This window comes from Burkholderia pyrrocinia, from assembly GCF_003330765.1.
Classification (GTDB): domain Bacteria; phylum Pseudomonadota; class Gammaproteobacteria; order Burkholderiales; family Burkholderiaceae; genus Burkholderia; species Burkholderia pyrrocinia_B.
In genome coordinates, this window is record NZ_CP024903.1 from 65,433 (window position 1) to 92,136 (window position 26,704).

Annotated in this window: 25 protein-coding genes; 9 read left to right on the top strand and 16 right to left on the bottom strand. The window is 68.3% G+C overall.

The features are described 5' to 3' along the window. Window positions 1-202: 202 nt before the first annotated feature. Window positions 203-826, top strand: coding sequence for a glutathione S-transferase family protein (locus CUJ89_RS17885; protein WP_114178721.1), 624 nt, complete (start codon window positions 203-205; stop codon window positions 824-826). A gap of 75 nt (window positions 827-901) precedes the next feature. On the opposite strand, the gene CUJ89_RS17890 is transcribed toward CUJ89_RS17885, so the two are convergent. Then, window positions 902-2,314: a serine hydrolase domain-containing protein gene (locus CUJ89_RS17890; RefSeq protein WP_114178722.1), complete on the bottom strand. Its 1,413-nt coding sequence runs from the start codon at window positions 2,312-2,314 to the stop codon at window positions 902-904. Between the two features lie 192 nt (window positions 2,315-2,506). Then, window positions 2,507-3,700 carry a hypothetical protein gene (locus tag CUJ89_RS17895; protein ID WP_236655026.1) on the bottom strand — a complete coding sequence of 398 codons (1,194 nt, stop codon included), beginning with the start codon at window positions 3,698-3,700 and terminating at the stop codon, window positions 2,507-2,509. A gap of 285 nt (window positions 3,701-3,985) precedes the next feature. Here CUJ89_RS17895 and CUJ89_RS17900 point away from each other — a divergent pair, with 285 nt between their 5' ends. The 5 genes from CUJ89_RS17900 (at window position 3,986) to CUJ89_RS17920 (ending at window position 8,128) form a co-directional block, all read left to right on the top strand. Continuing rightward, window positions 3,986-4,405, top strand: coding sequence for an HIT family protein (locus tag CUJ89_RS17900; protein WP_114178723.1), 420 nt, complete (start codon window positions 3,986-3,988; stop codon window positions 4,403-4,405). Window positions 4,406-4,647: 242 nt separating this feature from the next. Continuing rightward, a complete protein-coding gene (locus tag CUJ89_RS38295) occupies window positions 4,648-4,812 on the top strand; it encodes a hypothetical protein (RefSeq protein WP_201752362.1) in 165 nt (54 codons plus the stop codon). A 146-nt stretch (window positions 4,813-4,958) separates the two neighbouring features. Continuing rightward, the gene (locus CUJ89_RS17905) at window positions 4,959-5,618 is read left to right on the top strand and encodes a methyltransferase family protein (protein WP_114178725.1); all 660 of its coding nucleotides are present in this window, start codon (window positions 4,959-4,961) and stop codon (window positions 5,616-5,618) included. A 379-nt stretch (window positions 5,619-5,997) separates the two neighbouring features. Then, window positions 5,998-6,435, top strand: a complete 438-nt coding sequence (locus CUJ89_RS17910) for a hypothetical protein (RefSeq protein WP_114178727.1) — start codon at window positions 5,998-6,000, stop codon at window positions 6,433-6,435. Window positions 6,436-7,291: 856 nt separating this feature from the next. Further along, window positions 7,292-8,128 carry a bifunctional allantoicase/(S)-ureidoglycine aminohydrolase gene (locus CUJ89_RS17920; RefSeq protein WP_114178731.1) on the top strand — a complete coding sequence of 279 codons (837 nt, stop codon included), beginning with the start codon at window positions 7,292-7,294 and terminating at the stop codon, window positions 8,126-8,128. A gap of 75 nt (window positions 8,129-8,203) precedes the next feature. On the opposite strand, the gene CUJ89_RS17925 is transcribed toward CUJ89_RS17920, so the two are convergent. Continuing rightward, on the bottom strand, window positions 8,204-8,998 hold the full coding sequence (locus CUJ89_RS17925; protein ID WP_114181427.1) for an aminoglycoside phosphotransferase family protein: 795 nt from the start codon (window positions 8,996-8,998) through the stop codon (window positions 8,204-8,206). Between the two features lie 236 nt (window positions 8,999-9,234). On the opposite strand from CUJ89_RS17925, the gene CUJ89_RS17930 reads away from it, so the two are divergent. After that, window positions 9,235-11,361 (top strand): penicillin-binding protein 1A, encoded by a 2,127-nt coding sequence (locus CUJ89_RS17930; protein WP_114181428.1) that lies wholly within the window; start codon window positions 9,235-9,237, stop codon window positions 11,359-11,361. 8 nt (window positions 11,362-11,369) lie between these two features. Continuing rightward, on the top strand, window positions 11,370-11,981 hold the full coding sequence (locus tag CUJ89_RS17935; protein WP_114178733.1) for a trimeric intracellular cation channel family protein: 612 nt from the start codon (window positions 11,370-11,372) through the stop codon (window positions 11,979-11,981). A gap of 83 nt (window positions 11,982-12,064) precedes the next feature. Here CUJ89_RS17935 and CUJ89_RS17940 read toward each other — a convergent pair whose 3' ends face one another. The 9 genes from CUJ89_RS17940 to CUJ89_RS17980 all read right to left on the bottom strand — a co-directional run bounded on the left by CUJ89_RS17940 (window position 12,065) and on the right by CUJ89_RS17980 (window position 21,160). Next, window positions 12,065-12,910, bottom strand: coding sequence for a heme ABC transporter ATP-binding protein (locus tag CUJ89_RS17940; protein ID WP_114178735.1), 846 nt, complete (start codon window positions 12,908-12,910; stop codon window positions 12,065-12,067). A gap of 18 nt (window positions 12,911-12,928) precedes the next feature. After that, window positions 12,929-14,017, bottom strand: a complete 1,089-nt coding sequence (locus CUJ89_RS17945) for a FecCD family ABC transporter permease (protein WP_114178737.1) — start codon at window positions 14,015-14,017, stop codon at window positions 12,929-12,931. 15 nt (window positions 14,018-14,032) lie between these two features. After that, window positions 14,033-14,914, bottom strand: coding sequence for a heme/hemin ABC transporter substrate-binding protein (locus tag CUJ89_RS17950; protein ID WP_114181429.1), 882 nt, complete (start codon window positions 14,912-14,914; stop codon window positions 14,033-14,035). Window positions 14,915-14,946: 32 nt separating this feature from the next. Beyond that, on the bottom strand, window positions 14,947-16,038 hold the full coding sequence (locus tag CUJ89_RS17955) for a hemin-degrading factor (protein WP_114178739.1): 1,092 nt from the start codon (window positions 16,036-16,038) through the stop codon (window positions 14,947-14,949). Window positions 16,039-16,087: 49 nt separating this feature from the next. After that, the gene (locus tag CUJ89_RS17960; RefSeq protein WP_114178741.1) at window positions 16,088-18,355 is read right to left on the bottom strand and encodes a TonB-dependent hemoglobin/transferrin/lactoferrin family receptor; all 2,268 of its coding nucleotides are present in this window, start codon (window positions 18,353-18,355) and stop codon (window positions 16,088-16,090) included. 239 nt (window positions 18,356-18,594) lie between these two features. Continuing rightward, window positions 18,595-18,822, bottom strand: coding sequence for a hypothetical protein (locus CUJ89_RS17965; RefSeq protein WP_114178743.1), 228 nt, complete (start codon window positions 18,820-18,822; stop codon window positions 18,595-18,597). A gap of 207 nt (window positions 18,823-19,029) precedes the next feature. Beyond that, the gene (locus CUJ89_RS17970) at window positions 19,030-19,413 is read right to left on the bottom strand and encodes a DUF6232 family protein (protein ID WP_114178745.1); all 384 of its coding nucleotides are present in this window, start codon (window positions 19,411-19,413) and stop codon (window positions 19,030-19,032) included. A gap of 124 nt (window positions 19,414-19,537) precedes the next feature. Further along, window positions 19,538-19,798, bottom strand: coding sequence for a DUF2866 domain-containing protein (locus CUJ89_RS17975; protein ID WP_011353838.1), 261 nt, complete (start codon window positions 19,796-19,798; stop codon window positions 19,538-19,540). Window positions 19,799-20,005: 207 nt separating this feature from the next. Continuing rightward, on the bottom strand, window positions 20,006-21,160 hold the full coding sequence (locus CUJ89_RS17980; protein WP_114178747.1) for a porin: 1,155 nt from the start codon (window positions 21,158-21,160) through the stop codon (window positions 20,006-20,008). A gap of 310 nt (window positions 21,161-21,470) precedes the next feature. On the opposite strand from CUJ89_RS17980, the gene CUJ89_RS17985 reads away from it, so the two are divergent. After that, entirely contained in the window at window positions 21,471-22,277 is an 807-nt protein-coding gene (locus tag CUJ89_RS17985) for a MetQ/NlpA family ABC transporter substrate-binding protein (protein ID WP_114178749.1), read from the top strand. 136 nt (window positions 22,278-22,413) lie between these two features. Here the strand turns inward: CUJ89_RS17985 and CUJ89_RS17990 are convergent, their stop codons facing one another. The 4 genes from CUJ89_RS17990 to CUJ89_RS18005 all read right to left on the bottom strand — a co-directional run bounded on the left by CUJ89_RS17990 (window position 22,414) and on the right by CUJ89_RS18005 (window position 26,700). Further along, window positions 22,414-23,529 carry a succinylglutamate desuccinylase/aspartoacylase family protein gene (locus tag CUJ89_RS17990; RefSeq protein ID WP_114178751.1) on the bottom strand — a complete coding sequence of 372 codons (1,116 nt, stop codon included), beginning with the start codon at window positions 23,527-23,529 and terminating at the stop codon, window positions 22,414-22,416. 230 nt (window positions 23,530-23,759) lie between these two features. Beyond that, window positions 23,760-24,542, bottom strand: a complete 783-nt coding sequence (locus CUJ89_RS17995) for an ABC transporter substrate-binding protein (RefSeq protein ID WP_114178753.1) — start codon at window positions 24,540-24,542, stop codon at window positions 23,760-23,762. Window positions 24,543-24,770: 228 nt separating this feature from the next. Continuing rightward, window positions 24,771-25,691: a LysR substrate-binding domain-containing protein gene (locus CUJ89_RS18000; RefSeq protein ID WP_201752363.1), complete on the bottom strand. Its 921-nt coding sequence runs from the start codon at window positions 25,689-25,691 to the stop codon at window positions 24,771-24,773. Between the two features lie 61 nt (window positions 25,692-25,752). Then, window positions 25,753-26,700: a GlxA family transcriptional regulator gene (locus CUJ89_RS18005; RefSeq protein WP_114178755.1), complete on the bottom strand. Its 948-nt coding sequence runs from the start codon at window positions 26,698-26,700 to the stop codon at window positions 25,753-25,755. Between the last annotated feature and the right edge of the window lie 4 nt (window positions 26,701-26,704).

The window sequence follows — 26,704 nt, forward strand, 5'->3', positions numbered from 1 at the left end:
ATACCTGAAAGCAGTCAATCGATTCACGTTCCGGTTTCCGACGGCCGAGCACGCGTTGCGCGACCTGACGAATCGTCAGCATGCCGATTTCGCACGCACGGCCTGCCGTTTCCATCGAGGTCGTGTATAAATTCGACGTGAACGCGCGCGGGACGTTTCGTGCGTCCCGCACGCTCCGCATCCGACCTCACAAGGAGCCTGCATGCTGCACATCCTCGGCAAGATCCCGTCCATCAACGTCCGCAAGGTGCTCTGGCTGTGCACCGAGCTGAAGTTGCCGTTCGAACAGGAAGACTGGGGCGCGGGCTTCCGCACCACCAATGATCCGACCTATCTCGCGCTGAATCCGAATGCTCTTGTGCCCGTCATCAAGGACGACGATTTCGTGCTCTGGGAATCGAACACGATCATCCGCTACCTCGCGAACCGCTACGGCGGCGACGCGCTCTATCCGGCCGAGCCGCAGGCGCGCGCACGGGTCGATCAATGGATCGACTGGCAGGGCGCGGACCTGAACCGCTCGTGGGTCGGCGCGTTCCTCGGCCTCGTGCGGAAATCGCCCGATCATCAAGATCCGGACGGAATCGCGCAGTCGATCGCGGGCTGGACGAAGCACATGCGCGTGCTGAATGCGCAGCTCGAATCGACCGGCGCGTTCGTGGCCGGCGACCACTTCACGCTGGCCGATATTCCGATCGGCCTGTCGGTGAACCGCTGGTTCGGCACGCCGTTCGAGCATCCGGATTTCCCGGCGGTGTCGCGCTATATCGAACGTCTTGCGACGCGCGAAGGCTTCAAGACCTACGCCGGCAGCGCGAATCCGTGACGCATCGCAGGTAGCGCGCGGCGCGGCGGCGTTGCGACTGCCACCGCAGCACGGCCGGCATGTACGGGCCCGCCGTCACTCGCCGGGCGCCGGCACGGCGTCGAGCACGCGCGCGAGAAACGCCTCGTGATTCCACGCCGATTCCGGCCGCGACAGCCCGAGCCGCACGACCACCAGTTGCCGGCTCGGCACCACGCTCACGAACTGGCCTTCATGGCCGACCGCATGAAACGCGTCGGCCGGCATCGCACTCGCGTGCGGATCGCGATCGTTGAACGGCTCCGGCACCTTGACCCACAGATGCGCGCCGAATTCCTGGCGCGTCGACTGCGGCGTCGCGCGCGTCAGGTAGCGCACCCAGCCCGCCGGCAGCCGCCGCTGCCCGTTCCACACACCGTCCTGCAGCAGAAGCTGCCCGAAGCGCGCCCAGTCGCGCGCGCTCGCATACATGTACGACGGGCTGCCGAGCGTGCCGGCCGCATCGGGCTCGAACACCGCGCTGCGCATCCCGAGCGGCGCGAACAGTGCGCGGCGCGGAAACGCGAGGTAGTCGTCCTCGCTGCCGCCCATCGCTTCGCGCATCACTCGCGCGACGATCGCGCTCGTGCCGCTCGAGTAGTACCACTGCGTGCCCGGTGTCGCGGCGAGCGGTTTCGCCGATGCGAACCGCGCGGTATCGGGTTGCGTGAACAGCATCACGGCGACGTCGGACAGCGGGTCGTCGTAGTCCTCGTTGAATTGCAGGCCGCTCGTCATCCGCAGCAACTCGTCGAGCGTGATGGCCGCACGCGGGTCGCCGCTGCCGCGCCATTCGGGCAGCAGCGCCGATGCATCGGGCGACAGCTTGTGTTGCGCGACGAGCATGCCGACCAGCGTGGCCGTCACGGTCTTCGTCATCGACCAGCCGGGCAGCGGCGTGTCGGCCGTGAAGCCGGGCGCATAGCGTTCGGCGATCACCTGGCCGCGCCACATCACGACGACCGCGCGCGTGCGCCGCGGCCGCGCCGGATCGGGTTCGTCGAACGCGCGGTCGAGCGCGGTCTGCAGCTTGTGCGCATCGACGCCGGCGGGCGGCGTAGCCGGTGCCGGCGGCGCGGGCGGCGGATCGGGGAGGAGCGGCAACGCGGCCGGTAGTGTGGCCGGCAAAGCGCCGGGCGACGGCCCGAGCGCGAGCGTGCAGCCGAGCCCGGGCCGGAAGTCGGCCTCGCGCTCGGCGAAGCCGGCGAAGGTCGCCACGGCGCGATGATGGTCGGGATCGAGCGACGGGCGCACCAGTTTCAGCAGCGGATGCACGCCGGCCATGATGTCGACGTCGATCACGGACGCGGCCGGGCGGCCCGACACGTACACGCCGGAACACAGCGCCTTCGCCGCATAGCCGGTGGCGATCGGCGCGAGCCGCGACAGCATGTATCCGGCATAGCCGACCGCGGCCAGCAGCACGAGGGCGGCGCCCCGTCGGATCAACGGCTTGATGGGTGTCGTCATGCGCGAGCGTCCTCGGTTGTCTGCAGGCAGGCCGTGAACCGGCAGTGTCGCAGGTTCGGGCGAGCGGTGGCAATCGCGGGTGCAAGCGATGCCGGGCGGCGTCGATCGGACGCATGTTGCCCGGCGTGTGCGAATCGAATGTGTCGGTCGCCATGTTCGAACGGGCCGCATGCGGCCCGTTCCCGTGGCGCGTCATTGCATGTTGTTGTTGTTGTTGTTGTTGTTGTTGTCGGGACGCAATGTCCAGACCGTCGCGGTATTCGTGTTGTCGTCGACGGCCGCGAATTGCGGCTGGCCTTTGCTGCCTCGCCCGAATGCAAGACCGAATGCCGCCCCCGGCACGGTATCGACCTGCATTTGCGCGACGAAGCGCCCGTCGACCGTGAATTCGACGATCTCGCTCGGCTGCTGCGGGTCGGCGTTGACCGCATCGCCGTTCGCGGTCACGAGATGACCGTTCGACGCGAGCGCCAGCGCGAGCGGGCCGTGCAGGTGCACCTTGTCGAAGTAGATCATCCGTCCGACACCGCCGTTGCGATTCGTCGCCGCGGCGTTCTGGATCGCGAACACCGCGTTGTCGCCCGTCGACGCGACATACAGGACGTCGCGGTTCGGGTCGTACGCGAGGCCGGTCGGGCCGACGACGAGTGCATTGGGATCGGTCCGGTTCACGTAGCCCGACGCGATGATGCGCGAGCTCGGCAGCATCGTGACGCCGTCGTTGCCGATCGCCAGCTCGATCCGTGCGACCGTGCCGTTCAGCACGTTCGACACGAACGCGGTCACGCGCTGGCCGCGATCGATCACCGTCATGTCCCACGGCCCGTCGAGCAGCGCGGCGCTGACCAGTTGCGTGACGAGATTGCCCGCCGGATTGATGACGAGCAGCGAACCCGGCCCGACCACGGTCTTGCCGTCTGGCGCCGGGACGTTACCGACCAGCACGAAGCCGCTGCGCAGTACCACGAGCGCGGTCGTCAGGCCGAGATTGCTGCCTTGGAAGAACGTCGCCGGCGTATTGCCGGGCGACAGCTTCACGATCGTCGTGCCGGTGCCTTGCGTGTTCGATGCCGCGTTGAAGTTGGACACGACGACGTCACCCGGTTTCAGCGGGCTCCAGGCTGGCACGCCGTACGGCACGAACGCGATGCCGTACGGATTGAGATCGCCGTTGGCGGGCACGGTCGATGCGGTGACCGACGAAGGCGGCAGGATGATGTCGCTGCTGCCGGCCCATGCGAAAGTCGACGACAGTACGACCAGCCCTGCGCCGCAAGCCGCTCGGCATAGCGTGCGCGCAATCGCGTGCGAGGTGCGCACGAATGCCGGCGGGTGATTGGCGAAGACGATCGGGGCGGGCGAACGACAGGAGGGGAGAGGGTCCATGGCATGACTCCGGTTGATGATGGCGAGCAGTCATCCCGGCTGCCGGCCAGCGCAGCCGACGGGTGTCCGGCGCCGGTTCGCGATCGTGCCGTGCGAACCCACGCTCGGAATAAACGGATGGCGACGGCTGCTTATTCCATCCGGTTACGCACATTGCATGCGGGCCGGCATCCATTGTTCGCTGCAATGGCGACACGGCCTGACAGGTTGAAATATCGGTCGCCGTCGGCCGATAATCGTCCGGCATCGAACGTTCACCCATTCCAACCGTTATCGGAAAACGCCATGTCCTACGACAACAACAACCCGTTCGCCAGAATCCTGCGCGGCGAACTGCCGTGCGTGAAGGTCGCGGAAGACGACGCGACCCTCGTGATCATGGATCTCATGCCGCAGGCCGACGGTCACGTGCTCGTGATCCCGAAGGAGCCGGCCGCGCAGATCTTCGAGCTGTCCGGCGATGCGGCCGCGGCCGGCATCCGCATGACGCAGCGCGTCGCGGCGGCGGTGCGCGCGGCGCTCGAGCCGGACGGCGTGTTCATTGGCCAGTTCAACGGCGCGGCGGCCGGCCAGACGGTTCCGCATGTGCACTTCCACGTGATTCCGCGCTGGGAAGGCGCCGAGCTGCGGATGCATGCGCGCGACATCGCCGACGCGGCGACGCTCGAGGCGATCGCGCAGCGCATTCGCGCGCGCTTCGTGTAACGCGTCGACCGCACGCGGCGCGGCGGCCGGCCGCCGCGCCGTCATCCCCTGTTTCGGCGGTCACGCGAGGTAACACGTGTAACCGCCCGCGAAACTCGGCCCGGCAAGCCCGGCGCTAGACTCGGCGCATTACTTCATCGAGCGACAGGAAGGGCGGATCGCCTCTTCGTGCCGGCCGCCGCACGTCGCGGCGGCGCGGCCTTCGCGAGGTGCCACTCGTCTTTTGCGCCGGGAATCGAGCCATGACCAGACTTCTCATCACGCTTGCCCTGATCGGCGGCCTGTCCGGCTGCTACGTCGCGCCGCCGTACGGCTATGCGCCTGCGCCGTACGGCTATGGTTATGCGCCGGCGTATTACGCGCCGCCCGTCAGCGTCGGAATCGGCGGCAACTTCCGCATCCGCTGATCCGGCGCCGGGCGCGGGCCTTGCCCGCACCGGCCCGGGCCGGCGCCATTCGCCGGACGATTCGCGCGCCGCATGACGACGGCGCGCTGCGCATCGCGCGCGCGGTTCCTATACTTCACAGGAAATCGCATCCCGGCGAGGCAGTCATGGCAGTCACCCGCAAGGTCGCAGTCCTGTCGGGCGTATCCACGCTCGTCTATCTCGGGCTCGCCGTGCTCGGCATCGGCGGGTTCGCCGCCTTCTTCTCGCATCCGCCGCTGACCGTCGTCGTCGTCGCGACGTTCGCGATGGCCGTCGCCGCGATGTTCACCGAAGGCAACCTGAGCGCCGGCGAGCGCGAGCACCGCGACAACCGCTGGGTGCTCGCGGCATTCGCGGTGAGCGGGTTCCTGCTCGCGTATCTGCCCGCGCTGACCGACCGGCTCGATTTCTGGACCTTCGGCGGCGATGCGGTGCGATGGATCGGCGTCGTGCTGTACATCGCGGGCGGTGCGCTGCGCATCTGGCCCGTGTTCGTGCTCGGCAAGCGCTTCAGCGGGCTCGTCGCGATCCAGCCGGGCCATACGCTCGTGACCGACGGCATCTACCGCCGCATCCGCAATCCGAGCTATCTCGGCCTGCTCGTCAATTCGGTTGGCTGGGCGCTTGCGTTCCGCTCGGGCGTCGGCGTGCTGCTGGTCGTGCTGATGATGGTGCCGCTCGTCGCGCGCATCCGCTCGGAGGAGGCGCTGCTGCGTTCGCAATTCGGCGCGGAATACGACGCGTATTGCGCGCGGACCTGGCGGCTGCTGCCCGGCGTGTACTGACCCTTCCAAGATAGCGCCCGACCGTCGTTTCGGGCCCCGCTCACGACGCGTGCCCGATGTGTTGCCACGTGTGTCGCAAATGTGCGACGCCGCGCGTGGCCGCCTTCCCGCCCCACAGGGACGGACCCTAGCCAGAGTCAATGCCGGCGCGGGTTTCCGGGAATCCCGGGGCAGGCGTTCGACGTCCGTTATTCGCAAACAACTTGTTACCAGAATGTCCACAGCAAGGATGCGGGACCGGTGCTATTCTTCGCCGCAAGCTCGTTGAAATGAATTGGTCCGGGGTTCGGCACAATGCCTGAACCGGCGTCGATCGATTCAGATCGTCGTACCGGGCGGACCTTCGATAACCAGATTTCGAACAAGGAAGAATACGGGAATGTGGAAGAAAATTGCCCCCACTCTCGTCGTCGCCGTGCTGACCGGCGCGACTGCGCTGCCGGCACTGGCAGGTGACTTGAACAATGCACTTGGCGGCGCGCTCGGCGGGGTCGCCGGCGCAGCGGTCGGCGGTGCGGTCGGTGGTAGCACGGGCTCCGTCATCGGCGGCGCGATCGGCGGCGGCGCCGGTGGCGCTGTGACGTCGAACCGTCGCGAGCGCACCGGCGCGATCATCGGCGGCGCACTCGGCGGCGGCGCAGGTACCGCGGCAGGCAACGCGATGGGCGGCCGCACGGGCGGCCTGCTGGGCGCGGCTGTCGGCGGCGGCGCCGGCGCGGCGCTCGGCGGCAACATGTCGCGCAGCTCGTACGAGCGCGATCACGGCGATCGCGGCTATCGTCACCGCAAGCATCGCCACCACCGCGACTGGGACTGATCGCCGCTGGCGCGGCACGGTGCGCGATCCGCGCACCGGCGCGCCGACGGCGTCGGCACCCGACGCGAGATTCGGCCCGGCGGCCTGCCGGGCCGCCATCGCCGGCCAGACCGGCGATCCTTTCCGGCTTCCTCAGCCGCTGCCATGCGCCCGATCGACGGGCCGGCAATCGTCCTCCCGCCTGACTTCCCCCCTTCTCGACCACACCGCCTGTCGCGTCTGAACGCGCCCGGGCAGGATCGGCGAACGCCACTACGCAGATTCCCTTCGACGCGTCGGCCCGTTCCGGCCTGACGACGGTTCACGACAGGGACGCAGCGATCCGCCGCCGCGCACACATCGACCGTCTCCCATCTGCGTAACCTGATGTATCGCGACCCGCGTGTACGACCGGCAGTGCTGCGATCGGATGCGTCCCGGCGAACGTTCGCGTTGCCGCGGCCGTCAGGATTTCCCTGATAGGCTGCTCGCCGCGCAACGCTTCTGCACCGCACATCGCGGGCGCCGGCAGGTAGTGGGAAATCGAATGGATGCCATCGCAACATTTAATTGGTCGCTCGAGATCGACTTCGCTATCGTCAACGATGCCCGCGTACGGAGTCGAACCGTGCCGTCCGCCGCGCCTCGCCGCATGATCGCGCGCCGCGGCCCGGCCGCCGGACCCACAAGCATGGGCCGCCGCGTCCGATGAACCGGACGGACCCGTCGCGAAGCCTGGCCGACCGAACGAAGGCGCATGCGCTTTCAAGCCACCCCGGCAACGATGTCCCGCCGCCGCATGCGTGCCCCACACGCGTGCGTGCCGCCCGATGCCGTTTGCGCCAGGGGCCGGACCAACCCATTGCCTGGATGCACTATGTCTAAGACAACGTATTACGCGCCGCATGGCGGCCACCCGCCGCAGACCGATCTGCTGACCGATCGCGCGATGTTCACCGAGGCGTACGCGGTGATCCCGAAGGGGGTGATGCGCGACATCGTCACGAGCTGGCTGCCGTTCTGGACGAACACGCGCCTGTGGGTGATCGCTCGCCCGCTGTCGGGTTTTGCCGAAACCTTCTCGCAGTACATCGTCGAAGTGAACCCGGGCGGCGGCAGCGACAAGCCCGAGCAGGACAAGAATGCCGAAGCCGTGCTGTTCGTCGTCGAAGGCGAGGCCGAGCTGACGCTGCAGGGCTCGAAGCACGTGCTGAAGCCGGGCGGCTACGCGTTCATCCCGCCGGGCGCGGACTGGACGCTGCACAACGTCAGCGATGCCGCGGTGCGCTTCCACTGGGTGCGCAAGCATTACCAGGTCGTCGACGGCATCCCGCTCCCCGAAGCATTCGTGACCAACGAGCAGGACGTCGAGCCGATCCCGATGCCGGGCACCGACGGCGCGTGGGTGACGACGCGCTTCGTCGACATGAGCGACATGCGCCACGACATGCACGTGAACATCGTGACGTTCCAGCCGGGCGGCGTGATTCCGTTCGCTGAAACGCACGTGATGGAGCATGGCCTGTACGTGCTCGAAGGCAAGGCCGTCTATCGCCTGAACCAGGACTGGGTCGAGGTCGAAGCGGGCGATTTCATGTGGCTGCGCGCGTTCTGCCCGCAGGCATGCTATTCGGGTGGCCCTGGCCGCTTCCGCTACCTGCTGTACAAGGATGTGAACCGTCACATGAACCTGACGCTGAACCCGGCGCGCTGAAGCGCGGCGCCAGCAGTCGAACGCGAAAGCCCGCCGGTGCATGCCGGCGGGTTTTTTCATGGGCGGCGTGTTTTGCTACAGGCCGAGCGCGGTTGCGGCCAGCGTGGCGACCTGCAGCCGCGTATCGGGCGGCAGTTCGTCTTCCATCAACCACACGGCGGACAGGCCCGACCACGCCAGAATCCACTGCAGCAGCCGGCACCGGTCGAGCTGCGCGGCGTCGGCCACGAGCGCGACGCGCCGCTCGAAGCGCGCGGGATCGACCGCGATGTCGTGCACGGGATTGCAGAACAGGTTCGCGTAGTCGAACGCGCGATCGCCGCGCAGCCCTTTCGGGTCGATCGCGAGCCAGCCGCGTGCGCCGAAATGGAGAATGTTGTCGTGATGGATGTCGCCGTGCAGGACGACTTCGTCGACGGCCGGCGCGGCCAGCAGCTGGCGCGCGACCGTGGCCGAGCGGCGCAGCACGTCGTTCTCCGCGTCATTCGACAGCAGCGCGTAGAACCAGTCGTGCAGCGGTACGACCGAAGGCGGCTCGGGGGCACGATGCGCGTGCAGCCGGGCGACGACGTCGCACGCGATGCGCATCGCGTCGTCGTCGCGACCCGATGCCGAATAGCCGGCAAGCGACGGTGACGGCTGCGCGCGTTCGAGCAGGATCGCGTCGCCGTCGTGCTGCCACGCCTGCGCGGCGCCTTGTCCGTTCCACCAGGTCATCAGCGCATTGCCGAGACGCTCTTCGTCGCACGTGGCGACCTTCAGCATCGCGGGCCGCGCGTGCCAGACGACGGGCAGCAGGCCGCCGCTCGCGGTCAGGATCGGGCCGCCGTCGGGAACGAGGCCCCACAGGTCGATGTATCGATCGAACATGACGCGATGGTACAGGCGAACCGGATCGTGCGCCGCGCGGCATGCCCGACGGCGCGCCACCGGCCCGCACGTGTCGCGTGAACGGCTCCGGCGCGCTTTCCTAAATAAAATTTAGCCTGCCAAACTTTGGCTAAATAAGGTTCCGGTTTCGCGCCATCCCTTCGACAATGCGCGCCTTTCGTGACCGATCGGCGCCGCTCGCGCCGGCCGTCGCGGCACTGAAGAAGGAGCCCGACATGACCGACCACACCGCCAACCCATCGCCGCCGCCCGCGCCGCCATCCGCACCGCCGCACCGACGCGTGTGGCGCACGCTCGCGGGCGCGCTGCTCGGCCTGACGCTCGCCTGTGCGGGCATCGGCGCATGGACGTTCCATCGCATCTGGACGCAGTTGCCGTCCGTCGAGCACCTGGCCGTCTATCGTCCCGCGCTGCCGCTGCGGATCTTCTCGCGCGACGGCGAACTGCTGGCCGAATACGGCGTCGAGCGGCGCGAGTTCGTGCCGCTCGAACGCATCCCGCCGCTGATGCGGCAGGCGCTGCTCGCGGCCGAGGACGCGAAGTTCTACCAGCACGGCGCGATCGATGTCGGCGGTCTTGCGCGCGCGACGTTCGCGAACGTCGTGACGGGGCAGCCGGGGCAGGGCGGCAGCACGATCACGATGCAGGTCGCGCGCAACTTCTACCTGACGCGCGACAAGGTGTTGAGCCGCAAGCTCGCCGAGATCCTGATGGCGGCCAGGCTCGAACGCGAATACAGCAAGGACAAGCTGCTCGAGCTGTACATGAACGAGATCTACCTGGGCGAGCGCGCATATGGTTTCGCGGCGGCCGCGAACGTGTATTTCGGCAAGCCGCTCGACGCGCTGAGCGCGGGCGAGGCGGCCGTGCTCGCGGGGCTGCCGAAGGCGCCGTCCGCGTTCAACCCGGTCGTCAATCCAGCGCGCGCGACCGCGCGACGCAACTATGTGCTCGGCCGGATGCATGCGCTCGGCCAGCTCGACGACGCGACGTATCGCACGGCCGTCGATGCGCCGATCGCGCTGGCGACCACGTCGCCGCCGGGGATCGTCGCGGCGCCGTACGTCGCCGAGCGCGCGCGCCGCATGATGGTCGAGCGTTTTCACGACGACGCCTATACGCTCGGCCTCGACGTGACGACGACGATCTCGATGCGCGACCAGCGCGCGGCCGAAGCCGCGCTCGACCGCACGCTGAATCGGCAGCCACGCGCGAAGCGCGATGCGCGCAACGGGCTCGAAGGCGCACTCGTGTCGCTCGACGCGGCGACGGGCGACATGCTCGCGCTGGTCGGCGGCGCGGATTTCAGCCGCAACGTGTTCGACCATGCGCTGCAGGCGTACCGCCAGCCGGGCTCGAGCTTCAAGCCGTTCGTCTATTCGGCGGCGCTGGAGAAGGGCTACTTCCCGGGCGTGCTCGTCGACGATACGCAGCGCACGCTCACGCATGCGGAAACCGGCGCGCAGCCGTGGCGTCCGCGCAATTTCGGCAACCGCTACGAGGGTTTCATCCCGGTACGGCGCGGGCTGGTGCGCTCGAAGAACCTGGTCGCGGTCAGCCTGATGCAGGCCGCCGACGCGCGCTACGTGCAGCAGCACGCGGTGCATTTCGGCTTCGACGCGCAGCGCAATCCGGCCTCGTTGCCGCTCGCGCTCGGCGCGGGCGCCGTGACGCCGCTCGAACTCGCGAGCGCGTACAGCGTGTTCGCCAATGGCGGGACGCGGATGGAGCCGCGCCTGATCCTGTCGGTGAAGCAGCGTCACGGCGGCGCGATGTACGAGGCGACGGCGCCGGAAGGTGCGCGGGTCGTGTCGGCGCGTAACGCGTTCGTGATGGACAGCATGCTGCGTGACGTCGTGCGGGCCGGCACCGCGCGCGGCGTGCTCGCGCTGCGCCGCGACGACGCGGCCGGCAAGACGGGCACGTCGAACGGGTCGAAGGACGTGTGGTTCGCCGGCTACTCGTCGGGTATCGTCGCGGTCGCGTGGCTCGGCTACGACACGCCGCGCCCGATGGGGCGCGCGACCGGCGCGACGCTGGCGCTGCCGGTCTGGCTCGACTACATGAAGACGGCCGTCGACGGGCGCACGCCGGTCGATACGACGCCGCCGCAGGACGTCGCGCTCGTCGACGGCGACTTCGTCTATGCCGAATACACGCGCGGTTCGTGCACGGCCGATGTGCCGCCGTACATTCGCAGTCGCTTCGCATGTGGCGGCGCGCAAGCGACGGATGCAACGGATGCGTCGGCCGACAGCGGCAAGCCCGACGCGCCGATGCCCGCCGCGGTCGATGCGGCCGAGCGCGAACGCGTGCTCGACCTGTTCCGGACCGACGACTGACGCGCGCCATGCATACGCTCTATCTGATTGCGATCGTCGCGGAAGCGATGTCGGGGGCGCTGATGGGCATGCGGCGCGGGATGGACCGCTTCGGGCTCGCGCTCGTCGGCGCGGTGACGGCGCTCGGCGGCGGCACCGTGCGCGACGTGCTGCTCGGCCACTATCCGCTCGGCTGGATCGCGCATCCCGAGTACCTGGTGATCACGCTGGTCGCGGCGACCGTCGCGTCGTGGGCCGCACGGCATGTTGCGCGGATGAAGGCGCTGTTTGTCACGGTCGACGCGATCGGCCTTGCTGCGTTCACGATCATCGGCTGCGACATCGGCGCGTCGACCGGCACGGCGCCGATCATCGTCGTGCTGGCCGGCGCGATCACGGGCGTATGCGGCGGGATGCTGCGCGATTTACTTTGCAACGAGATGCCGCTGATCCTGCGCGAGGAACTGTATGCGAGCGTCGCGTTCGTCACGGGTGCGCTGTATGTCGGGATGCAGCATCTCGGCATCGACGCGGGATTCGCGACGCTCGTCGCGCTGGCGGCCGGCTTCTCGATGCGGATGCTCGCCGTGCGGCTCGGCTGGAAGATGCGGAGCTTCGGCGCGACGGACGTCGAGCATTGAGTACGGCGGGCATTCGTGAAGGCCGCCAACGAGGGCAGCTCGCGACATCGAGCGACACAACGATCTTGCGAGCCACGCCCGCGCTACGCAGGCACCATGACCGGCGGCGCACCGTCGCCGGTTTCCACCATCTTCACCGCGAATCCGTAGCAATGCGCGATATGAGCGGGCGTCATCACGTCGCGCGGTGCGCCGTGCGCGACGATCGTGCCGTCGGCGAGCAGCGCGATCGTATCCGCGTGCCGCGCGGCGAGGTTCGGGTCGTGCACGATCGCGAGCACGCCGAGCCGCCATTCGCGTGCGACGGCGCGCACGGTATCGAGCAAGCGATGCTGATGCGCGAGATCGAGCGCGGCGGTCGGTTCGTCGAGCAGCAGGTAGCGCGGGCCGCTTGCCGTCGCGTCGTCGTCCGGCCACAGTTGCGCGAGCACACGCGCGAACTGCACGCGGGCGAGTTCGCCGCCCGACAGCGTCGTGACGTCGCGGCCGACGAGCGCGTCGGCGCCCGCGCGTTCGAGCGCGCGCCACGCGATGTCGCGATCGCAATGCGCGATCACGTGCCGCGCACCGCTGCGCCGCGCGTGCGGATAGCGGCCGAGCAGCACGATTTCGTCGACGCTGAACGGGAAGGCCGCTTGCGCGGCCTGCGGCAGCACCGCGCGCAGGCATGCGAGCCGCGGCGCGTCGATGCGCGCGAGCGGTTCGCCGTTCAGCGTGATGTCGCCGGTCACGCGCACGCCGGTCACGCGCACGCCGGTCGGCGCGACGCTGCCGGTCAGTTCGCCGGCGAGAGTCTTCAGCAGCGTGCTCTTGCCCGCGCCGTTGCGGCCGAGCAGCGCGGTCACGCGGCCGGGCTCGATCGACAGCGACAGGTCGCGAAGGATGGCGTTGTGTTGGCGCGCGACGTCGAGATGGTGGGCGGTCAGCATGGTCGTCGTGAGGAAGGGTTATCCACCGAGCGCGCCGCGGCTTTTCAACAGCAGCGCAAGAAAGAACGGCGCGCCGAGCAGCGCGGTCAGCACGCCGAGCGGAATTTCGGCGGGGGCGGCGACCGTGCGCGCGGCGAGATCGGCGGCGAGCGTCAGCAGTGCGCCGAGCAGCGCGGCGCCGGGCAGCACGATTCGCTGGTCGGGGCCGCACGCGAGGCGCACGCAATGTGGCGCGACGAGCCCGATGAAACCAATGATGCCCGCGCACGACACGAGCGCGCCGACCGCGAGCGCGACCGCGACGAGCACGCGCCGCTTCAGCCGCTGCACGGGCACGCCGAGATGCAGCGCCTCGGTTTCACCGAGCTGCAGCGCGTTCAGCGCGTCGCGTTCGCGCGCGAGCAGCGCGCAGCCGATCGCGACGCACGGCGCGACGGCCGCCAGCGCGGACCATTGCGCGCCGCCGAGGCTGCCGAGGCTCCAGAAGGTCAGCGAGCGCAGTTGCGCGTCGTCGGCGACGAACGTGAGCAGCCCGATCGCCGCGCCGACCAGCGCGTTGATCGCGATGCCGGCGAGCAGCAGCAGCGGCAGCGCGAGCCGGCCGCGCGATGCGGCGAGCCGGCAGACGAGCGCCGCGACCGCGAGCGCGCCCGCGAAAGCGGCGACGGGCAACGCGGCCGCGCTTACATGTGCGGCAAAGAGCGCGGGGCCGAGCACGATCATCGTCGTCGCGCCGAGTGCGGCGCCGCTCGACACGCCGACGAGCCCCGGATCGGCGAGTGGATTGCGGAACAGCGCCTGCATCGCCGCGCCGGTTGCGCCGAAGCCGCCGCCGACCAGCAGCGCGAGCGCGACGCGCGGCGCGCGGATGTCGAACAGCACCGCGCGCGCCTGCTGCGCGGCCGCATCACCGGTCAGCGCGGCCCACGCTTCCGCAAGCGGAATGCGGTACGCGCCGACGCACAGCGCGACGATGGACATTGCGCACACGAGGAACGCGAGCGCGGCCAGCGCGAACGGCGCGAAGCGGCGCGACGTGCCGACGCACGCGGCGCCGGCGCGCGAGGCGGGCGACGGCGCGGGAAAATGCGAAGCGTGAGCGGGCATCGGGGCGGTCCGGAATCAGGCGAGCGCATCCGACAGGCGTCGGTGCAGGGTCGTGACGGCGAGCGGCAGGCGCGGGCCGAAGCCGAGCAGGAACAGCGCATCGAGCGACACGACGCGCTGCGCGCGGCCGGCCGGCGTCGCGCCGAAGCCGGGCGTGGCGAGCAGCGCGGCGCGGCCGCCGACGGCCGCGAGCCCTTCGTCGGAGATCAGCACGACGTCGGGCGCGGCGGCCGCGAGCGCCTCGGTCGTCAGCGGCTTGTAGTGATCGAAGCCCTGCATCGCGTTGCGCGCGCCCGCGTAGCGGATCATCGCGTCGGCGGCCGTGCGCTGGCCGGCGACGAGCGCCTGGTTGCCGGTATGGTTCAGCACGAACAGCACGCGCGGCGGCTGCGCACCGCCGGGTGCGCGCGCGGCGACTGCGTCGCGTGCGGCCTGCCAGTCGCGATCGAAGCGTTGCAGCAGCGTGGCGCCCGCGTCGCGCACGTCGAGCGCCTGCGCGACGCCCGTGATCTTCGCGCGCACCGATTCGACGTCGTGGCGTTCGTTGAACGTCGTCACCGCGACGCCGGCGCTTTTCACCTGCGCGATCGCGGTCGGCGGGCCGGCTTCCGCCGACGCGAGCACGAGATCGGGGCGCAGCGACAGCAGCCCTTCGGCCGCCAGCGCGCGCTGGTAGCCGACCTTCGGGAGGCGCTTCGCGGCGTCGGGGTACGTGCAGGTCGTGTCGGCGCCGACGAGCCGGTAGCGGGGCGTCTCGGCGCCGCCGAGCGCGAACGCGGTTTCCGCGAGCGCGCCGCCGATTACGACCACGCGCTTCGGTGCGGCCTGCGCAACTTGTGCGTGCCCGCGGCCGGGCAGCGCGCCCGCGAGCGCGCCGGTAACCGCGCCCACCAGCATCGCGCGACGCCGCGGATCGAACGACCGCGCGCTCACCGCGCGTCCCCGCGTGCCGCCGGCGGCAGCGTCGCGACGAGCGCGCGCCAGTCGTCGCGTTCGACCTTGCCGGGCTTGCGCTCGCCGAACAGCAGCGCGACATGGTCGCCCTGCCGGTCGAACAGTTCGAGCGACGTGACGAGGCCGTCGCTCGTCGGCTTCTTCACGACCCATGCGGCGGCGATCAGGTCCTCGCGCACATGCAGGTTGAAGCCCGGGTCGAGCACGTTGATCCATGCGCCGACCTCGCGCACGTTCGCGACGGGGCCCGTGTGGATCTGGATCATCCCCGCGTTGCCGACGAACACCATGATCGGCTGGCCGCTCTGCGCAGCCCGTTCGAGCACATGGCGCAGCGCATGCGCGGTTTCGACCGGATACGCGTATTGCGGATCGGCGAGGCGCAGCGCCTGCATGCGGCTCACGCCGAAGCGCTGCGTGATGCCGAAGAACTGGTGCGTATCGGTCATCGCGTCCCACGCGGCGCGGAAGCCCGCGACGTCGATCTCGGTGTCGGCGCGCTCGGGCGTCTTCGGCGTGGCGGGCGCGACGTCGAGGCCCGGCGCCTGCGACGGCGCGCGCCAGCGCGCGACGAACGCGTCGTACGCGGCGTGATCGCTGTGCGCGCGCAGGTAGACCTTGTGGATTGCATGACCCTGCGCGTCGAAGAACTGCAGGCTCTTCAGCGGGCCGTGCGCGGTTTCGTCGTGCACCGCGAACGCCGACACCCAGTGACGGTAGAAGATGCGCAGGTCGATGTCGCCGAGTGCGAGGCCGACGGGGCCGTCATGGCTCATCTGCGCATATTCGCCGTCCTTCTCGTGGACGGCCGTGTCGTTGCGCGTGAGCGCCATCACGCGGCCGAGGCGCGGCATTTCCTCGAACATCGCCGGAAAGCGCGCGTCGAGCCGCACGACGTGCTCGCCGACGAACGCGGCGAGCGCCTCGCCTTCGCTGATGCCGAGCGCCTGCGCGACGTCGCGGTTGCGCAGCTGGCGCTCGGTCTTGAGCTTGACGAACGCGTCGCGTAATGCGGCGGCCGCGCGGGCCGGCGTGGCCGGTTGACCGGGAAGGGCGGATTGCATCATGTCGGACTCCTTCAAGTAACAGTTGGGGTGGTAGCGCGGGCGGCGCGCATCAGAAATCCACTTTCATGCTGACGGCGACCGTGCGTCCGGGCGACGTATACGCATCGAGCACTTGCGAATCGGCCGCGATGCCGCGCACGTCCGACCAGTTCCAGTACTTGCGGTCGAACAGGTTGCGGATGCCGATCGTCGCGCTCACGTGCTTGCTGAAGCGGTAGCCGCCGCGCAGGTCGACGACGAACGACGACGGCGGCGTGAAGCACGCCTGGTTCGAACAGTCGGACTTGTCGATATCCTTGTCGCGTTTCGCGGCCTGGAACAGCAGGTCGGTCTGCACGAACCAGCGCTCGCTTGGCTCGTAGCGCACGCCGAACACAGCCGAGAACGGATTGACCGTGTTGAGCGGCTGGCTCGCCGCGCCGTCGTTTTGCGTCGAGCCCTTCGTGAACGCCATCGCCGTCTTCAGCGTGATGCCGTTCGGCATCGCCCATTCGGCGCGGCCCTCGAGGCCGTGGATGCGCGCGTCAGCGAAGTTCACGTACTGGAACACGAACGGGTCGGCGGGCCGGCCGCTGCCGGCGATCGTCGTGCGCGAGATGAAGTTGCGGTAGCGGCCGGTGAACGCAGCGGCGCTGTAGCGCACGACGCCGTAGCCCGTGCCGGCCTTGCCGCGCAGGCCCGCTTCGAACGTGTCGCTCGTCTCGGGCTTCAGGTTCGGGTTGCCGATCGACGTGTAGCCGTACACCGGGTTCGAGAAGCTGCTGTTCACCTGGTCGGGCGTCGGCGCGCGGAAGCCGTGCGCGTACTGCACGTACGGAATGACCGCGGGCGTGATCTCGTAGAGCACGGCGACGCGCGGCGACAGTTCGTTCGCGCTCGTCGACACGGCCTTGCCGGTGAACAGCGGATCGTTTCCGGTCGGCGTCAGCCGGTACGTATCGAAGCGCAGGCCGGGCGTGACGAGCAGGCGGCCATAGCCGATCTGGTCCTGCACGAACGCGCCGAACAGCGTGTAGTCGGTGTCGGGGAACGCCTTGTTCGGGAACGCTTCGCCGACACCCGGCACCGTGCCGTCGCGCAGGTTCGTCACGCGCGACAGGCTGCCGTCGACGCCATAGAGCAGCTTGTGCGCGAGCGGCCCGGTCGAGAAGCCGCTTTCGGCGAACGCGGAGCCGCCGAACGTGCGTTCCTTGTACTGGTTGTCGCGCGAACGCGAAGGCAGCTTGCCGCGCGTCTCGAACGCGTACTGGTCCTGCTTTGCGTCCTGGTAGTAGAACTGCACGTGCGCGGTCTGGAACCAGCGGAACGCGTCGTCGCGGAAGTCGTAGTCGACGCTGAAGCGGTTGCGCTCGAGCCGGTCGTTCGTCGTGAGGCCGAGCGTGGTCGGCGGATTGATCGCGGAGAGCACATTCGTGCTCACGCGTCGCTGCACCGTTTCCGCGGTGAACCTGATCGTGTCGCGCGCGGTGGGCGTCAGCACGAGCTTGCCGAGCAGCGATTCGGAATAGACATCCTGCGGGTTCGACGTCGTGCGCAGCGTGCTCGCCGAGTTGTTGCTGCCGCGCGTATCGACCTCGTGGCCACGCCGGCCGTCGGCGATGATCATCCCCTGCACGCGATCGTTGCCGCCCGCGGCCGACACGGTCGCGCCGACGCTGCGGTCGGCCGAGTCGTAGCTCGGCCGGAACGAGAAGTAGGTGGGCTTGTTGTAGATCGACAGCAGGTCGCGCGGATCCTTCGTGATGAAGTTCACCGCGCCGGTCAGGCCGTCGCTGCCGTAGAGCGCCGAGGCCGGCCCGCGCAGGATCTCGATCCGCTTGAGCGTGTCGAGATCGGCGTAGTCGCCGCGGCCCGCTTCGAGCGGACCGAACGAAAACGCGTTCGGCAGGCGGATGCCGTCTTCCATCAGCAGCACGCGATTGCCTTCGAGGCCGCGGATGTTGATGCTCGAATCGCCGTCGCGGCCGCCGCCGAGTGCGGCGCTGCCGGGCCGGTACGCGGTGCGGCGCACCGTGATGCCCGGCTCGTAGCGCAGTGCGTCCTTGATGTTGGTGGCCTGCTGTTCGTCGAGATCCTCGTCGGTGATCACCGACACGGACGCAGCCGTGCGGCTCGCAGCGGTGGCGGTGCGGGTGGCCGTGACGGTGACGGGGTCGAGCAGCGCCGCATCGCCGCGCGTGGACGCGGCGAGCAGGACGGCAGGAGGCGGAGTGGCGCCTTGCGGCGACGAATCGGCGTGAGCCGGGGCGGCGGACAGGCCGAACGCGCCGAACAGCGCGGCACAGATCGGCCGCCGCGCCAGCGTATAGCAATGCACAGGTGGTCCCCCATTGACGATGACAAGCCCGAAGGCTGGCTGGGTGACGCGTTCACCTGGCTGGCCCGCCCGCGCGCGGAATGCGGCGAACGGCGAATTGAAAGGAAACTGATAACTTTACCAGTGTAAATGAGAATTATTATCAATACAAGGAAGGAAAGCGGCGCGCGTGGGTGAGCGCTTACCTGCGCGGCTCGAGAGAGCCGCACCGGGAAATTCGGGAGAAACGCGCCGGCGCGTCAGGCCAGCGCTTCGATGCGGATCAGCAGGCTGCGCGCATGCGCGATGAACGCATCGTGCGTCGCGCGATCGCTGTGGACGTCGAAGCCTGCCTGTTCGGCGAAGGCGATCTGTTCGGTGTAGAGGTCGACGAGCGCACGGCGTTCGTCAAGGGGAAGCGCGCGGATCATCGACACGAGCAGCAGTTCCTGCGCGCGAAGCATGCCGGACAGCGATTGGACGTTCATGCGTGCCTCCTCGGACGATGCGGCGGCGGGCCGCTCTTTCCATACTAGGCGGTCGGCGTACGCAGCGGAGGGGCACTTGCGATGAGGCGGCGGGAAGGTGATGCGATGGCGATGCGTCGGTCGTGTGTCGCGGCGTGCCGCGGGAGCCGAAATTCGCCGCGTGCATCCGGACACCACGAACCGAAGCGTGCAGGCGGGCGAACGGAATCAGCCGGCAACCGTCGCGGCTTGCGCATCGCGCACGACCTGCGCGACGCGCTCGACGAACTCGGCGTCGACGCTCGACAGCGCTTCGCGCTTGCCGTCGGGCATCTCGACCATCAGGCGATACGTGACATCCTGCGTGATCCACGCGAGATAGCCGACGACGGCGAGCATCACGCCGACGACGAGCGCGGCGCTCGATGCGCCGATGCCGCCTGCGACGGCGGCGGCCGCGCCGATCAGCGAGATCAGCGACGGAACGAGGCGGTTCTTCGGAATCTTGACGACGTCGACTTGGCGGATGTCACGCAGTGCGAATACCTGCCCGGCGGCCGACAGGCCGTTGCGCGTGATCATGACGCCGCGTTCGTTGAATGCGTTTTCCATCGTGTGTTGCGTGGACGAAAACGCGCAGCGTAGCAGGTTTCGTTGCCGCGTCAAACGAGACCGACTGCCGCACGACGCGTGCGGGGCGGCCGAAAGGCGGGAAGCGGGCGGGAAAAACGGGCGTTCAGAACTGCAGCCGGCCGTCGCCGTAAAGCCGCCCCGGCACGTGCGAAGCGACGACTTCGGCGATCTCTTCGTCGGTCGATTCGGCCGGCACGATCTGGCGCCGCGCGGGCGCGTCGAGATGCATCGTCCATTCGACGAGACGATACGGGCGGCCCCACGGGCGCTGCATTTCGACCGATACGCGGCAGCTCTGGACCGGCATCGAGTGTTGGCACGTCAGAATCGCGTGCAGATGGCTGAAAACGGTATCTTCGATCATCATGGCCTCCGATCCTGTCTTGTGGGCAATCGATGGCGGCGCCGTCGGCGTTTCAAAAAAAAAGCCGCCGATGCTCAGGCGGCCAACAGGGGGGGTGAGAGCATCCTCTCAGCCCAGAATTAAGCGAAACTTAAAAGCACATAAAAAAGCGCCCCGCGTGGAGCGGGGCGCTTCTTGCCGTCGTGATCCGCGAGTTAAGCGGATGCTTTAGAACTTGTGACGGATACCGACGCGAGCGGCCAGCTGGTTCGACGAACCGTTGCCCGACGTGTTGAAGTAGCTCGTGCTCGAACCGATCTGCGCCTGCACGTTGTTGCCCGATGCCTTCTGGTAGACGACCAGGCCATACACGTCCGTACGCTTGCTGAGTGCGTAGTCGAGGCCCAGGTTGCCCTGGTTCCAGTGCGCCGAGCTGCCGCTTTGCGTGGCGTTCGTGTACGTGTAGCCGGCTGCTGCCGACAGGGCCGGCGTGATTGCGTACTTCACGCCTGCTTCATACGCGTTGTAGAACGTGCCCGACGCGCCGCTCGCGATCGGGGTGAACTGCGTGCGCGTCCAGAGCAGCCATGCCGTTGCCGGGCCGAAGACGTAGCGGCCACCGACGCCGTACGTGCGCAGGTCGCGGACGTTGGTCAGCGCGATGTTCGCGATCGACGTCGAGAACGCCGGCGTCGACTGGCTCGGGAAGCGGATGTCCGTGTAAGCAGCGCCGAGCGAGAACGGGCCGTTCGCGTAGTTCAGGCCGAAGCTGTATGCGCGCGACGAGCCGCCCGTGTTCGTGGTGCCCGTGCCCGTTGCGCCGGCGAAGTCGGTCGAGTTCGAGAAGCCGTACAACGCGCCGAACGTGAAGCCCGAGTAGTTCGCGCTCTGGAACTTCACCGAGTTGTTGATGCGGCTCGACGTGAGCTGGTCGATGTCGTTCACGTGGTACGCGTAGTTGCCCGCGACCGTGTTGCCGCCCGTCGAGTAGTTCGAGCCGAGGATATCGGTCGAGAACGAGTACTGACGGCCGAACGTGACCGTGCCGTATTGCGACTGGCTCAGGCCGACGTAGGCCTGACGGCCGAAGATCGCGCCGCCCTGGCCGATCGTGCCGTTGCCGCTGTTGAAGCCGTTTTCGAGCACGAAGATCGCCTTCAGGCCGCCACCGAGGTCTTCGGTGCCGCGCAGGCCCCAACGGCTGCCCTGGGCAACGCCGTCGTCGTACTTGAACAGCTTGCTGCTGCCGCCCGTCGCGTTCTTGCTGTGGTTCACGTAGCTGATACCGGCGTCGATGACGCCGTACAGGGTCACGCTGCTTTGCGCGTGCGCCGCGCCAGCCGTTGCTGCGAGGATGGCGATGGTCAACAGTTTCTTGTTCAAAGGATTCTCCGAGCGAATAAATGGCGTGTCCAGTTGCGGTTCCGGCGCACTCTATGGGCGCTTTCACGGACCGGCGGCAACTTTATCGGCGGGCCACGTAATGAATATGACAGCGACTGTCATATGAAGAATGTGTGGTGCCGATGCGACACTGAATTCTGCCCGGTTGCATAGTCCGGAGTTATACCGATTCCGGCTGTCATTTGACCCGGCCCCGGAATATGCACATGAAATAAGCTTGGTTGGTGCTGTTCGGGCCCCGTGCCACGATCCGTGCTCCAACAAACCACACGGGACAAGAGGACACCACATGCGACGTTCGATCCTGACCGGCCTCGGCGCACTCGCCGCGGCGCTGGCATTCGCGGCGCCCGGCGCGCACGCCGACCCGCAAACGCTGAAGATCGGCACGATGAGCGGCCCCGACGCGCAAATCTGGACCGAAGTGACGAAGGTGGCCGCGCGCGAAGGCCTCGCGATCAAGGTCATCGAATTCAACGACTACGTGCAGCCGAACGCGGCGCTCGATTCCGGCGATCTCGACGCGAACGGCTTCCAGCACCAGCCGTTCCTCGACAGCCAGATCAAGCAGCGCGGTTACAAGATCGTCAACGTCGGGCTGACCTACACGGCGCCGATGGGCTTCTATTCGAAAAAGATCAAGTCGCTGAAGGACTTGCCGGCGGGCGCGAAGGTCGGAATCCAGAACGATCCGTCGAACGGCAACCGCGCGCTGCTGCTGCTGCAGAAATACGGGGTGATCAAGCTGAAGCCCGGCGCCGGCGCGAACGGTGTGAACGCGACGCCGCTCGACGTCGCCGAGAATCCGAAGAAGATCAGGATCGTCGAACTCGACTCCGCACAGTTGCCGCGCGCGCTGCCCGATCTCGATGCTGCGTCGATCAACACCGACTACGCGGTGAAGGCGGGGCTCACGCCGGCGAAGGACGCGATCGCGATCGAGGATCTGCGCGGGCCGTACGCGAACCTGATTGCGGTGCGCGCGCAGGACAAGGACAAGCCGTGGGTGAAGAAGCTCGTCGCGGCCTATGAATCGGACGACGTGCGCAAGTTCATCGACCAGAAGTTCGGCGGCGCGATCGTGCCGGCGTTCTGAACGTTCACGCGTGCTGCCGCCCGGCGCGAATCGCCGGGCAGGCCGGAAAGCAAATCGCCCGCGCAAGCGGGCGATTTCGTTGGTGCGAGTTGGTGCGCATCGATGCGCGCCGTCACCCGGCGCGCGGGCCGATCGCTCAGGCCGACAGCAGCGAACCCGTGCGGATCGCGGTCGCGCCGGCAATCCGCGCGACTTCCATGCCGGCCGTCGCGAAGCGCACGATCTGGCGCGCGTACAGCACGCCCGACACGCTGCTCTTCAGCGTAACGACGCGATCGGTCAGCGGGTCGACGATGTCGGCCACTTCCTGGCCGGCCTCGATCCACGCGCCGACCGGCGTGCGGAACACGATCACGCCCGACACGGGCGCGACGAGCGGATCGGTGCCCGCGAGCGGCGTGGCCGGATGCGCGAGCGGCGGCAGCGGCGCCGGCGTGCCGTCGACGACGCCGCGCTCGGTCAGGTATTCGACGATCGCCTGAGCGTCTTTTTCGGCCAATTCGTAGGACACGTCGCGTTCGCTGCGCAGTTCCACCGTGACGGAAATCGCGCCGTTCGGGATCGGGAAGCGGTCGCCGAAACGGTTGCGCAGATCCGACCAGCAGAAGCTGTGGATCTCGTCGAACGGGTTGCCGACCGAATTCAGCGCGAGCAGCGACGCCTGCGCGTCGAGATAGCGCGACAGCGGCTCGACGTCAGGCCACAGATCGGGATTCGTGTAGAGGTGCATCACCGCATCGCTGTCGCAGTGCAGGTCGAGCACGATATCGGCGTCGAACGACAGCTTCTGCAGCGCGAGGCGCTGCGAGTCGAGCTCGGTGCGCGGCTTCTGCTCGTCGAGCGCTTCGCGCATCGCGGCGCGTACGGCGGCGAGGTTGCGCTGCGCGTCGTTCGTGAGCCGGCTTTCGACACGCGGCAGCACGAGCGCCGCGAGATCGTAGAAATTGCGGTTGAAGTTCTGCATCGAGCCCAGTTCGAAGCGGCCGAGGTGATCGCCGAACAGGTGTTGCGACAGGCCGATCGGGTTCGGTACGGGCACGATGACGATCTCGCCGCGCAGCTTGCCGGCCGTCTCGAGCGCGGCGATCTTGCGGCGCAGCAGCGTGGCGACCAGCATGCCGGGCAGTTCGTCCGCGTGCAGCGACGACTGGATGTAGATCTTCTTGCCGCCGCGCGGGCCGTAGTGGAAGCTCGTGATCTGGCGTTCGGTGCCGACGGCGGGGGAAATCAGCGGATGGGTCTGCGTTTGCATGATGGGGGGATTGCGGCGCAGCCGCGAAGGATCCGGTGTGCGTGGAAGACTGATTGTACGTTGCCTGCGTCGCCGCCATCAAACCGGTACCCGAGCATGCTGTTTTCCGTTGAGAATCATCGGGTTGGCGCGGAAAAAATAATGTTGCCGCCGCCGCCGCGCGCGCAAAAAAAACGGGCTCCTTGCGGAGCCCGTTTGCGCGGATGCGAATCGCGCGCCTGGCTGGGTTATTACTTGCCGTAGACGTCGAAATCGAAGTACTTCTTCGCGATCTTCGCGTACGTGCCGTCCTTGCGCATGCCGGCGATCGCGCCGTCGATCTTCGCCTTCAGGTCGGTGTCTTCCTTGCGCAGGCCGATGCCGGCGCCGTTGCCGAGCGTCTTCGGATCGTCGATATCCTTGCCGGCGAAATCGAAGTTCGCGCCGCGCGGCGTCTTCAGGAAGCCGATCTCGGCTTGCACCGCGTCCTGCAGCGCGCCGTCGAGACGGCCGGAGATCAGGTCGGCGTAGACCTGGTCCTGGTTCTGGTAAGGCACGACGTTTACGCCCTTCGACGCCCAGTAGGTCTTCGCATAGGTTTCCTGGATCGTGCCCTGCTCGACGCCGACCGACTTGCCCTTCAGCGATTCGGCGGTCGGCATCAGGCCGGTGCCCTTCTTCGTGACGAGGCGCGTCGGCGTGTTGAACAGCTTCGCGGAGAACGCGATCTGTTCCTCACGTGCCGGGGTCATCGACATCGACGACAGCACGCCGTCGAACTTGCGGGCCTTCAGCGCGGGGATCATCCCGTCGAAGTCGTTTTCAATCCACACGCACTTCGCGTTCATGCGGCGGCAGATTTCGTTGCCGAGGTCGACGTCGAAGCCGACCACCTTGCCGTCAGCGCCTTTCGATTCGAAAGGCGGGTAGCTTGCGTCGACGCCGAACCGCACGGTCGACCAGTCCTTCGCGTAGGCGCTGCCGGCTGATACGGCGAGCAGGGCAACGGTCACAGCCGCAAGAATCTTTTTCACTCGGTGACTCCTCGTTTTGTTCGATGGGTGCGCGGTTGTGCCGCGCCGTAAGCCTTCGGCCCGGCGCGGCTTCGCGTCGGACTGTCCGTTTCGCCCGCCCGATGCGGGCGCGCGACGTGCGCAAGATTATCAAGACAAAATACCGGCAGGGCGCCTAGGACAAGCCCCGATACCGGGCCGGGCGGCGGTGCGCCGGGGGCGCACGACCGTTTCAGACACAGGAACGATTCAGCCGAGCGTTTCGTTGACCGCGCGCTGCAGGCACGTGACGAATTGCGATACGGCGGGCGTGGGCAGCAGGTCGCGCCGCGCGATGATCGACAGGTCGAAGCGCGGCATGCTTTCGTCGAGCTCGGCCGTGCGGATGCCGAGCGGCGCGACCATCGCGGCGAGCGGGCGCGTGAAGCAGCCGATCACGTCCGAGCCCGCGACGAGCCCGAGCGTCACCGCGAACGACATCGGCGATCTCAGCAACCGCTTCGGCAGCGGCAGCCCGCGCGCCTCGAACATCCCGACCATCACGCTGTGCGGAAACTGCTCGGCGCCGACGGTGACGATCCACTCGGCGTCGAGCAGTTCCTCTAATCGGCGCGCATGCGCGAGCGGGTGGCCTTCGCGCATCACGATGGTGAACTCGGTCGACAACAGCGGCGATTGCGTGAGATCGCGGTCGAGCGCGGGCACATGGTGCATCGCAGCGATGTCGAGCGTGCCGTTGCGCAACTGCGCGAGCGCGTCGGGCACCGTCACTTCCACGAGATGCAGGCTCACGTTCGGCATCGACCGGCGGAAGGCCGTCACCGCGTGCGGCAGCGCCGTCAGCGCGATCGACGGCATCGTGCCGACCGCGACGCGCCCCGACATCTCGCCTTTCACCTGCTCGACGGCCTCGACCGTGCGGCGGATGTCGCCGAGCAACTGCTCGGCGCGCGGCAGCAGCGCATGGCCGCAGGCGGTCAGCTCGACGCCGCGCACGCTGCGCGCGAGCAGCTCCGCGTTGAGCGCCGTTTCGAGTTCGCGGATCGTGTGCGTGATCGCGGGCTGCGTGACGCCGAGTTCGCGGGCGGCGGCGCGCAGGCTCTTGAGATGCGCGGCGGAGACGAACGCCTGGAGTTGCGCCATGTTCAGGGGGTTGCGGATGCGGGTCATCGATCGGGTCCGGTTGGCGCGAAAGGGTGGCGGGCGAGGTGGGGCGGCGAGGCTGCGAACGTCACGCGCCGGACCGCGCGCGGAACGCCTGACGATACCGCTGCGGCGACGTGCCGACGATACGCGCGAACCGCTCGCGAAACGCGGTGACCGAACCGAACCCGGCCTCCGTCGCGACATGCTCGATCGACAGCGCCGTGACTTCCAGCAACTGCTGCGCATGCCTGACGCGCGCGGTCTGCAGCCATTGCCGCGGCGACGTGCCCGTCTGCTCCTGGAAGCGCCGCGTCAGCGTGCGCACGCTCGTCGACGCCTTGCGGGCCATCGCGTCGAGCGTGAGCGGCTTGTGCAGGTTTGCCTGCAGCCAGTCCATCAGGCTTTGCAGCCCGTCGGTGCCGGTCGGCCGTTCCGGCGCGATGAACTGCGCCTGCCCGCCTTCCCGGACGCGCGGCGCCACCGCGCAGCGTGCGGCGTCGACGGCGACCGCCGCACCGTAGTCGGCCTGGATCATGTGCAGGCAAAGATCGAGGCCGGCCGCCGCGCCGGCCGACGTCAGGATCTGCCCGTTGTCGACGAACAGCACGTTCGGGTCGACCGCGACGTTCGGGTAGCGGCGCGCGAGTTCGCCGGCCGCGAGCCAGTGCGTCGTCGCGCGCAGGCCGTCGAGCAGCCCGGCTTCCGCGAGTACGAACGCGCCGCTGCAGATCGACGCGATCCGGCAACCGCGTGCGGCCGCGTCGCGCAGTGCCGCGATTACGCGGCGCGACGTGGGTGCGAGCGGCACGGACGTACCGGGGACGACGATCGTATCGGCGTCGGCCAGCGCGTCGAGACGAAACGGGGGCCGCAGTTCGAACAGGTCGCCGGCGACGCGCGGATGCTCGCTGCACACGCGCACGCGGTACGCGTGCGCGACGTCGGGCGAACGCACGCGCGCGAACGTGTCGCATGCGACACCCAGATCGAACGGGACGACATCGGGCAAAGCGAGAACGGCGACCGTATGCATGGTG

Bases quoted from the DNA above. Each gene is read 5' to 3' on its own strand.
- CUJ89_RS17955 (WP_114178739.1), bottom strand. From the start codon at position 16,038: ATGATGCAATCCGCCCTTCCCGGTCAACCGGCCACGCCGGCCCGCGCG.
- CUJ89_RS17925 (WP_114181427.1), bottom strand. From the start codon at position 8,998: ATGTTCGATCGATACATCGACCTGTGGGGCCTCGTTCCCGACGGCGGC.
- CUJ89_RS17910 (WP_114178727.1), top strand. From the start codon at position 5,998: ATGTGGAAGAAAATTGCCCCCACTCTCGTCGTCGCCGTGCTGACCGGC.
- CUJ89_RS17920 (WP_114178731.1), top strand. From the start codon at position 7,292: ATGTCTAAGACAACGTATTACGCGCCGCATGGCGGCCACCCGCCGCAG.
- CUJ89_RS17895 (WP_236655026.1), bottom strand. From the start codon at position 3,700: ATGGACCCTCTCCCCTCCTGTCGTTCGCCCGCCCCGATCGTCTTCGCC.
- CUJ89_RS18000 (WP_201752363.1), bottom strand. From the start codon at position 25,691: ATGACCCGCATCCGCAACCCCCTGAACATGGCGCAACTCCAGGCGTTC.
- CUJ89_RS17905 (WP_114178725.1), top strand. From the start codon at position 4,959: ATGGCAGTCACCCGCAAGGTCGCAGTCCTGTCGGGCGTATCCACGCTC.
- CUJ89_RS17950 (WP_114181429.1), bottom strand. From the start codon at position 14,914: ATGCTGGTGGGCGCGGTTACCGGCGCGCTCGCGGGCGCGCTGCCCGGC.
- CUJ89_RS17970 (WP_114178745.1), bottom strand. From the start codon at position 19,413: ATGGAAAACGCATTCAACGAACGCGGCGTCATGATCACGCGCAACGGC.
- CUJ89_RS17935 (WP_114178733.1), top strand. From the start codon at position 11,370: ATGCATACGCTCTATCTGATTGCGATCGTCGCGGAAGCGATGTCGGGG.
- CUJ89_RS17930 (WP_114181428.1), top strand. From the start codon at position 9,235: ATGACCGACCACACCGCCAACCCATCGCCGCCGCCCGCGCCGCCATCC.
- CUJ89_RS17900 (WP_114178723.1), top strand. From the start codon at position 3,986: ATGTCCTACGACAACAACAACCCGTTCGCCAGAATCCTGCGCGGCGAA.
- CUJ89_RS17945 (WP_114178737.1), bottom strand. From the start codon at position 14,017: ATGCCCGCTCACGCTTCGCATTTTCCCGCGCCGTCGCCCGCCTCGCGC.
- CUJ89_RS17975 (WP_011353838.1), bottom strand. From the start codon at position 19,798: ATGATCGAAGATACCGTTTTCAGCCATCTGCACGCGATTCTGACGTGC.
- CUJ89_RS17990 (WP_114178751.1), bottom strand. From the start codon at position 23,529: ATGCAAACGCAGACCCATCCGCTGATTTCCCCCGCCGTCGGCACCGAA.
- CUJ89_RS17965 (WP_114178743.1), bottom strand. From the start codon at position 18,822: ATGAACGTCCAATCGCTGTCCGGCATGCTTCGCGCGCAGGAACTGCTG.
- CUJ89_RS38295 (WP_201752362.1), top strand. From the start codon at position 4,648: ATGACCAGACTTCTCATCACGCTTGCCCTGATCGGCGGCCTGTCCGGC.
- CUJ89_RS17885 (WP_114178721.1), top strand. From the start codon at position 203: ATGCTGCACATCCTCGGCAAGATCCCGTCCATCAACGTCCGCAAGGTG.
- CUJ89_RS17940 (WP_114178735.1), bottom strand. From the start codon at position 12,910: ATGCTGACCGCCCACCATCTCGACGTCGCGCGCCAACACAACGCCATC.
- CUJ89_RS17890 (WP_114178722.1), bottom strand. From the start codon at position 2,314: ATGACGACACCCATCAAGCCGTTGATCCGACGGGGCGCCGCCCTCGTG.
- CUJ89_RS18005 (WP_114178755.1), bottom strand. From the start codon at position 26,700: ATGCATACGGTCGCCGTTCTCGCTTTGCCCGATGTCGTCCCGTTCGAT.
- CUJ89_RS17985 (WP_114178749.1), top strand. From the start codon at position 21,471: ATGCGACGTTCGATCCTGACCGGCCTCGGCGCACTCGCCGCGGCGCTG.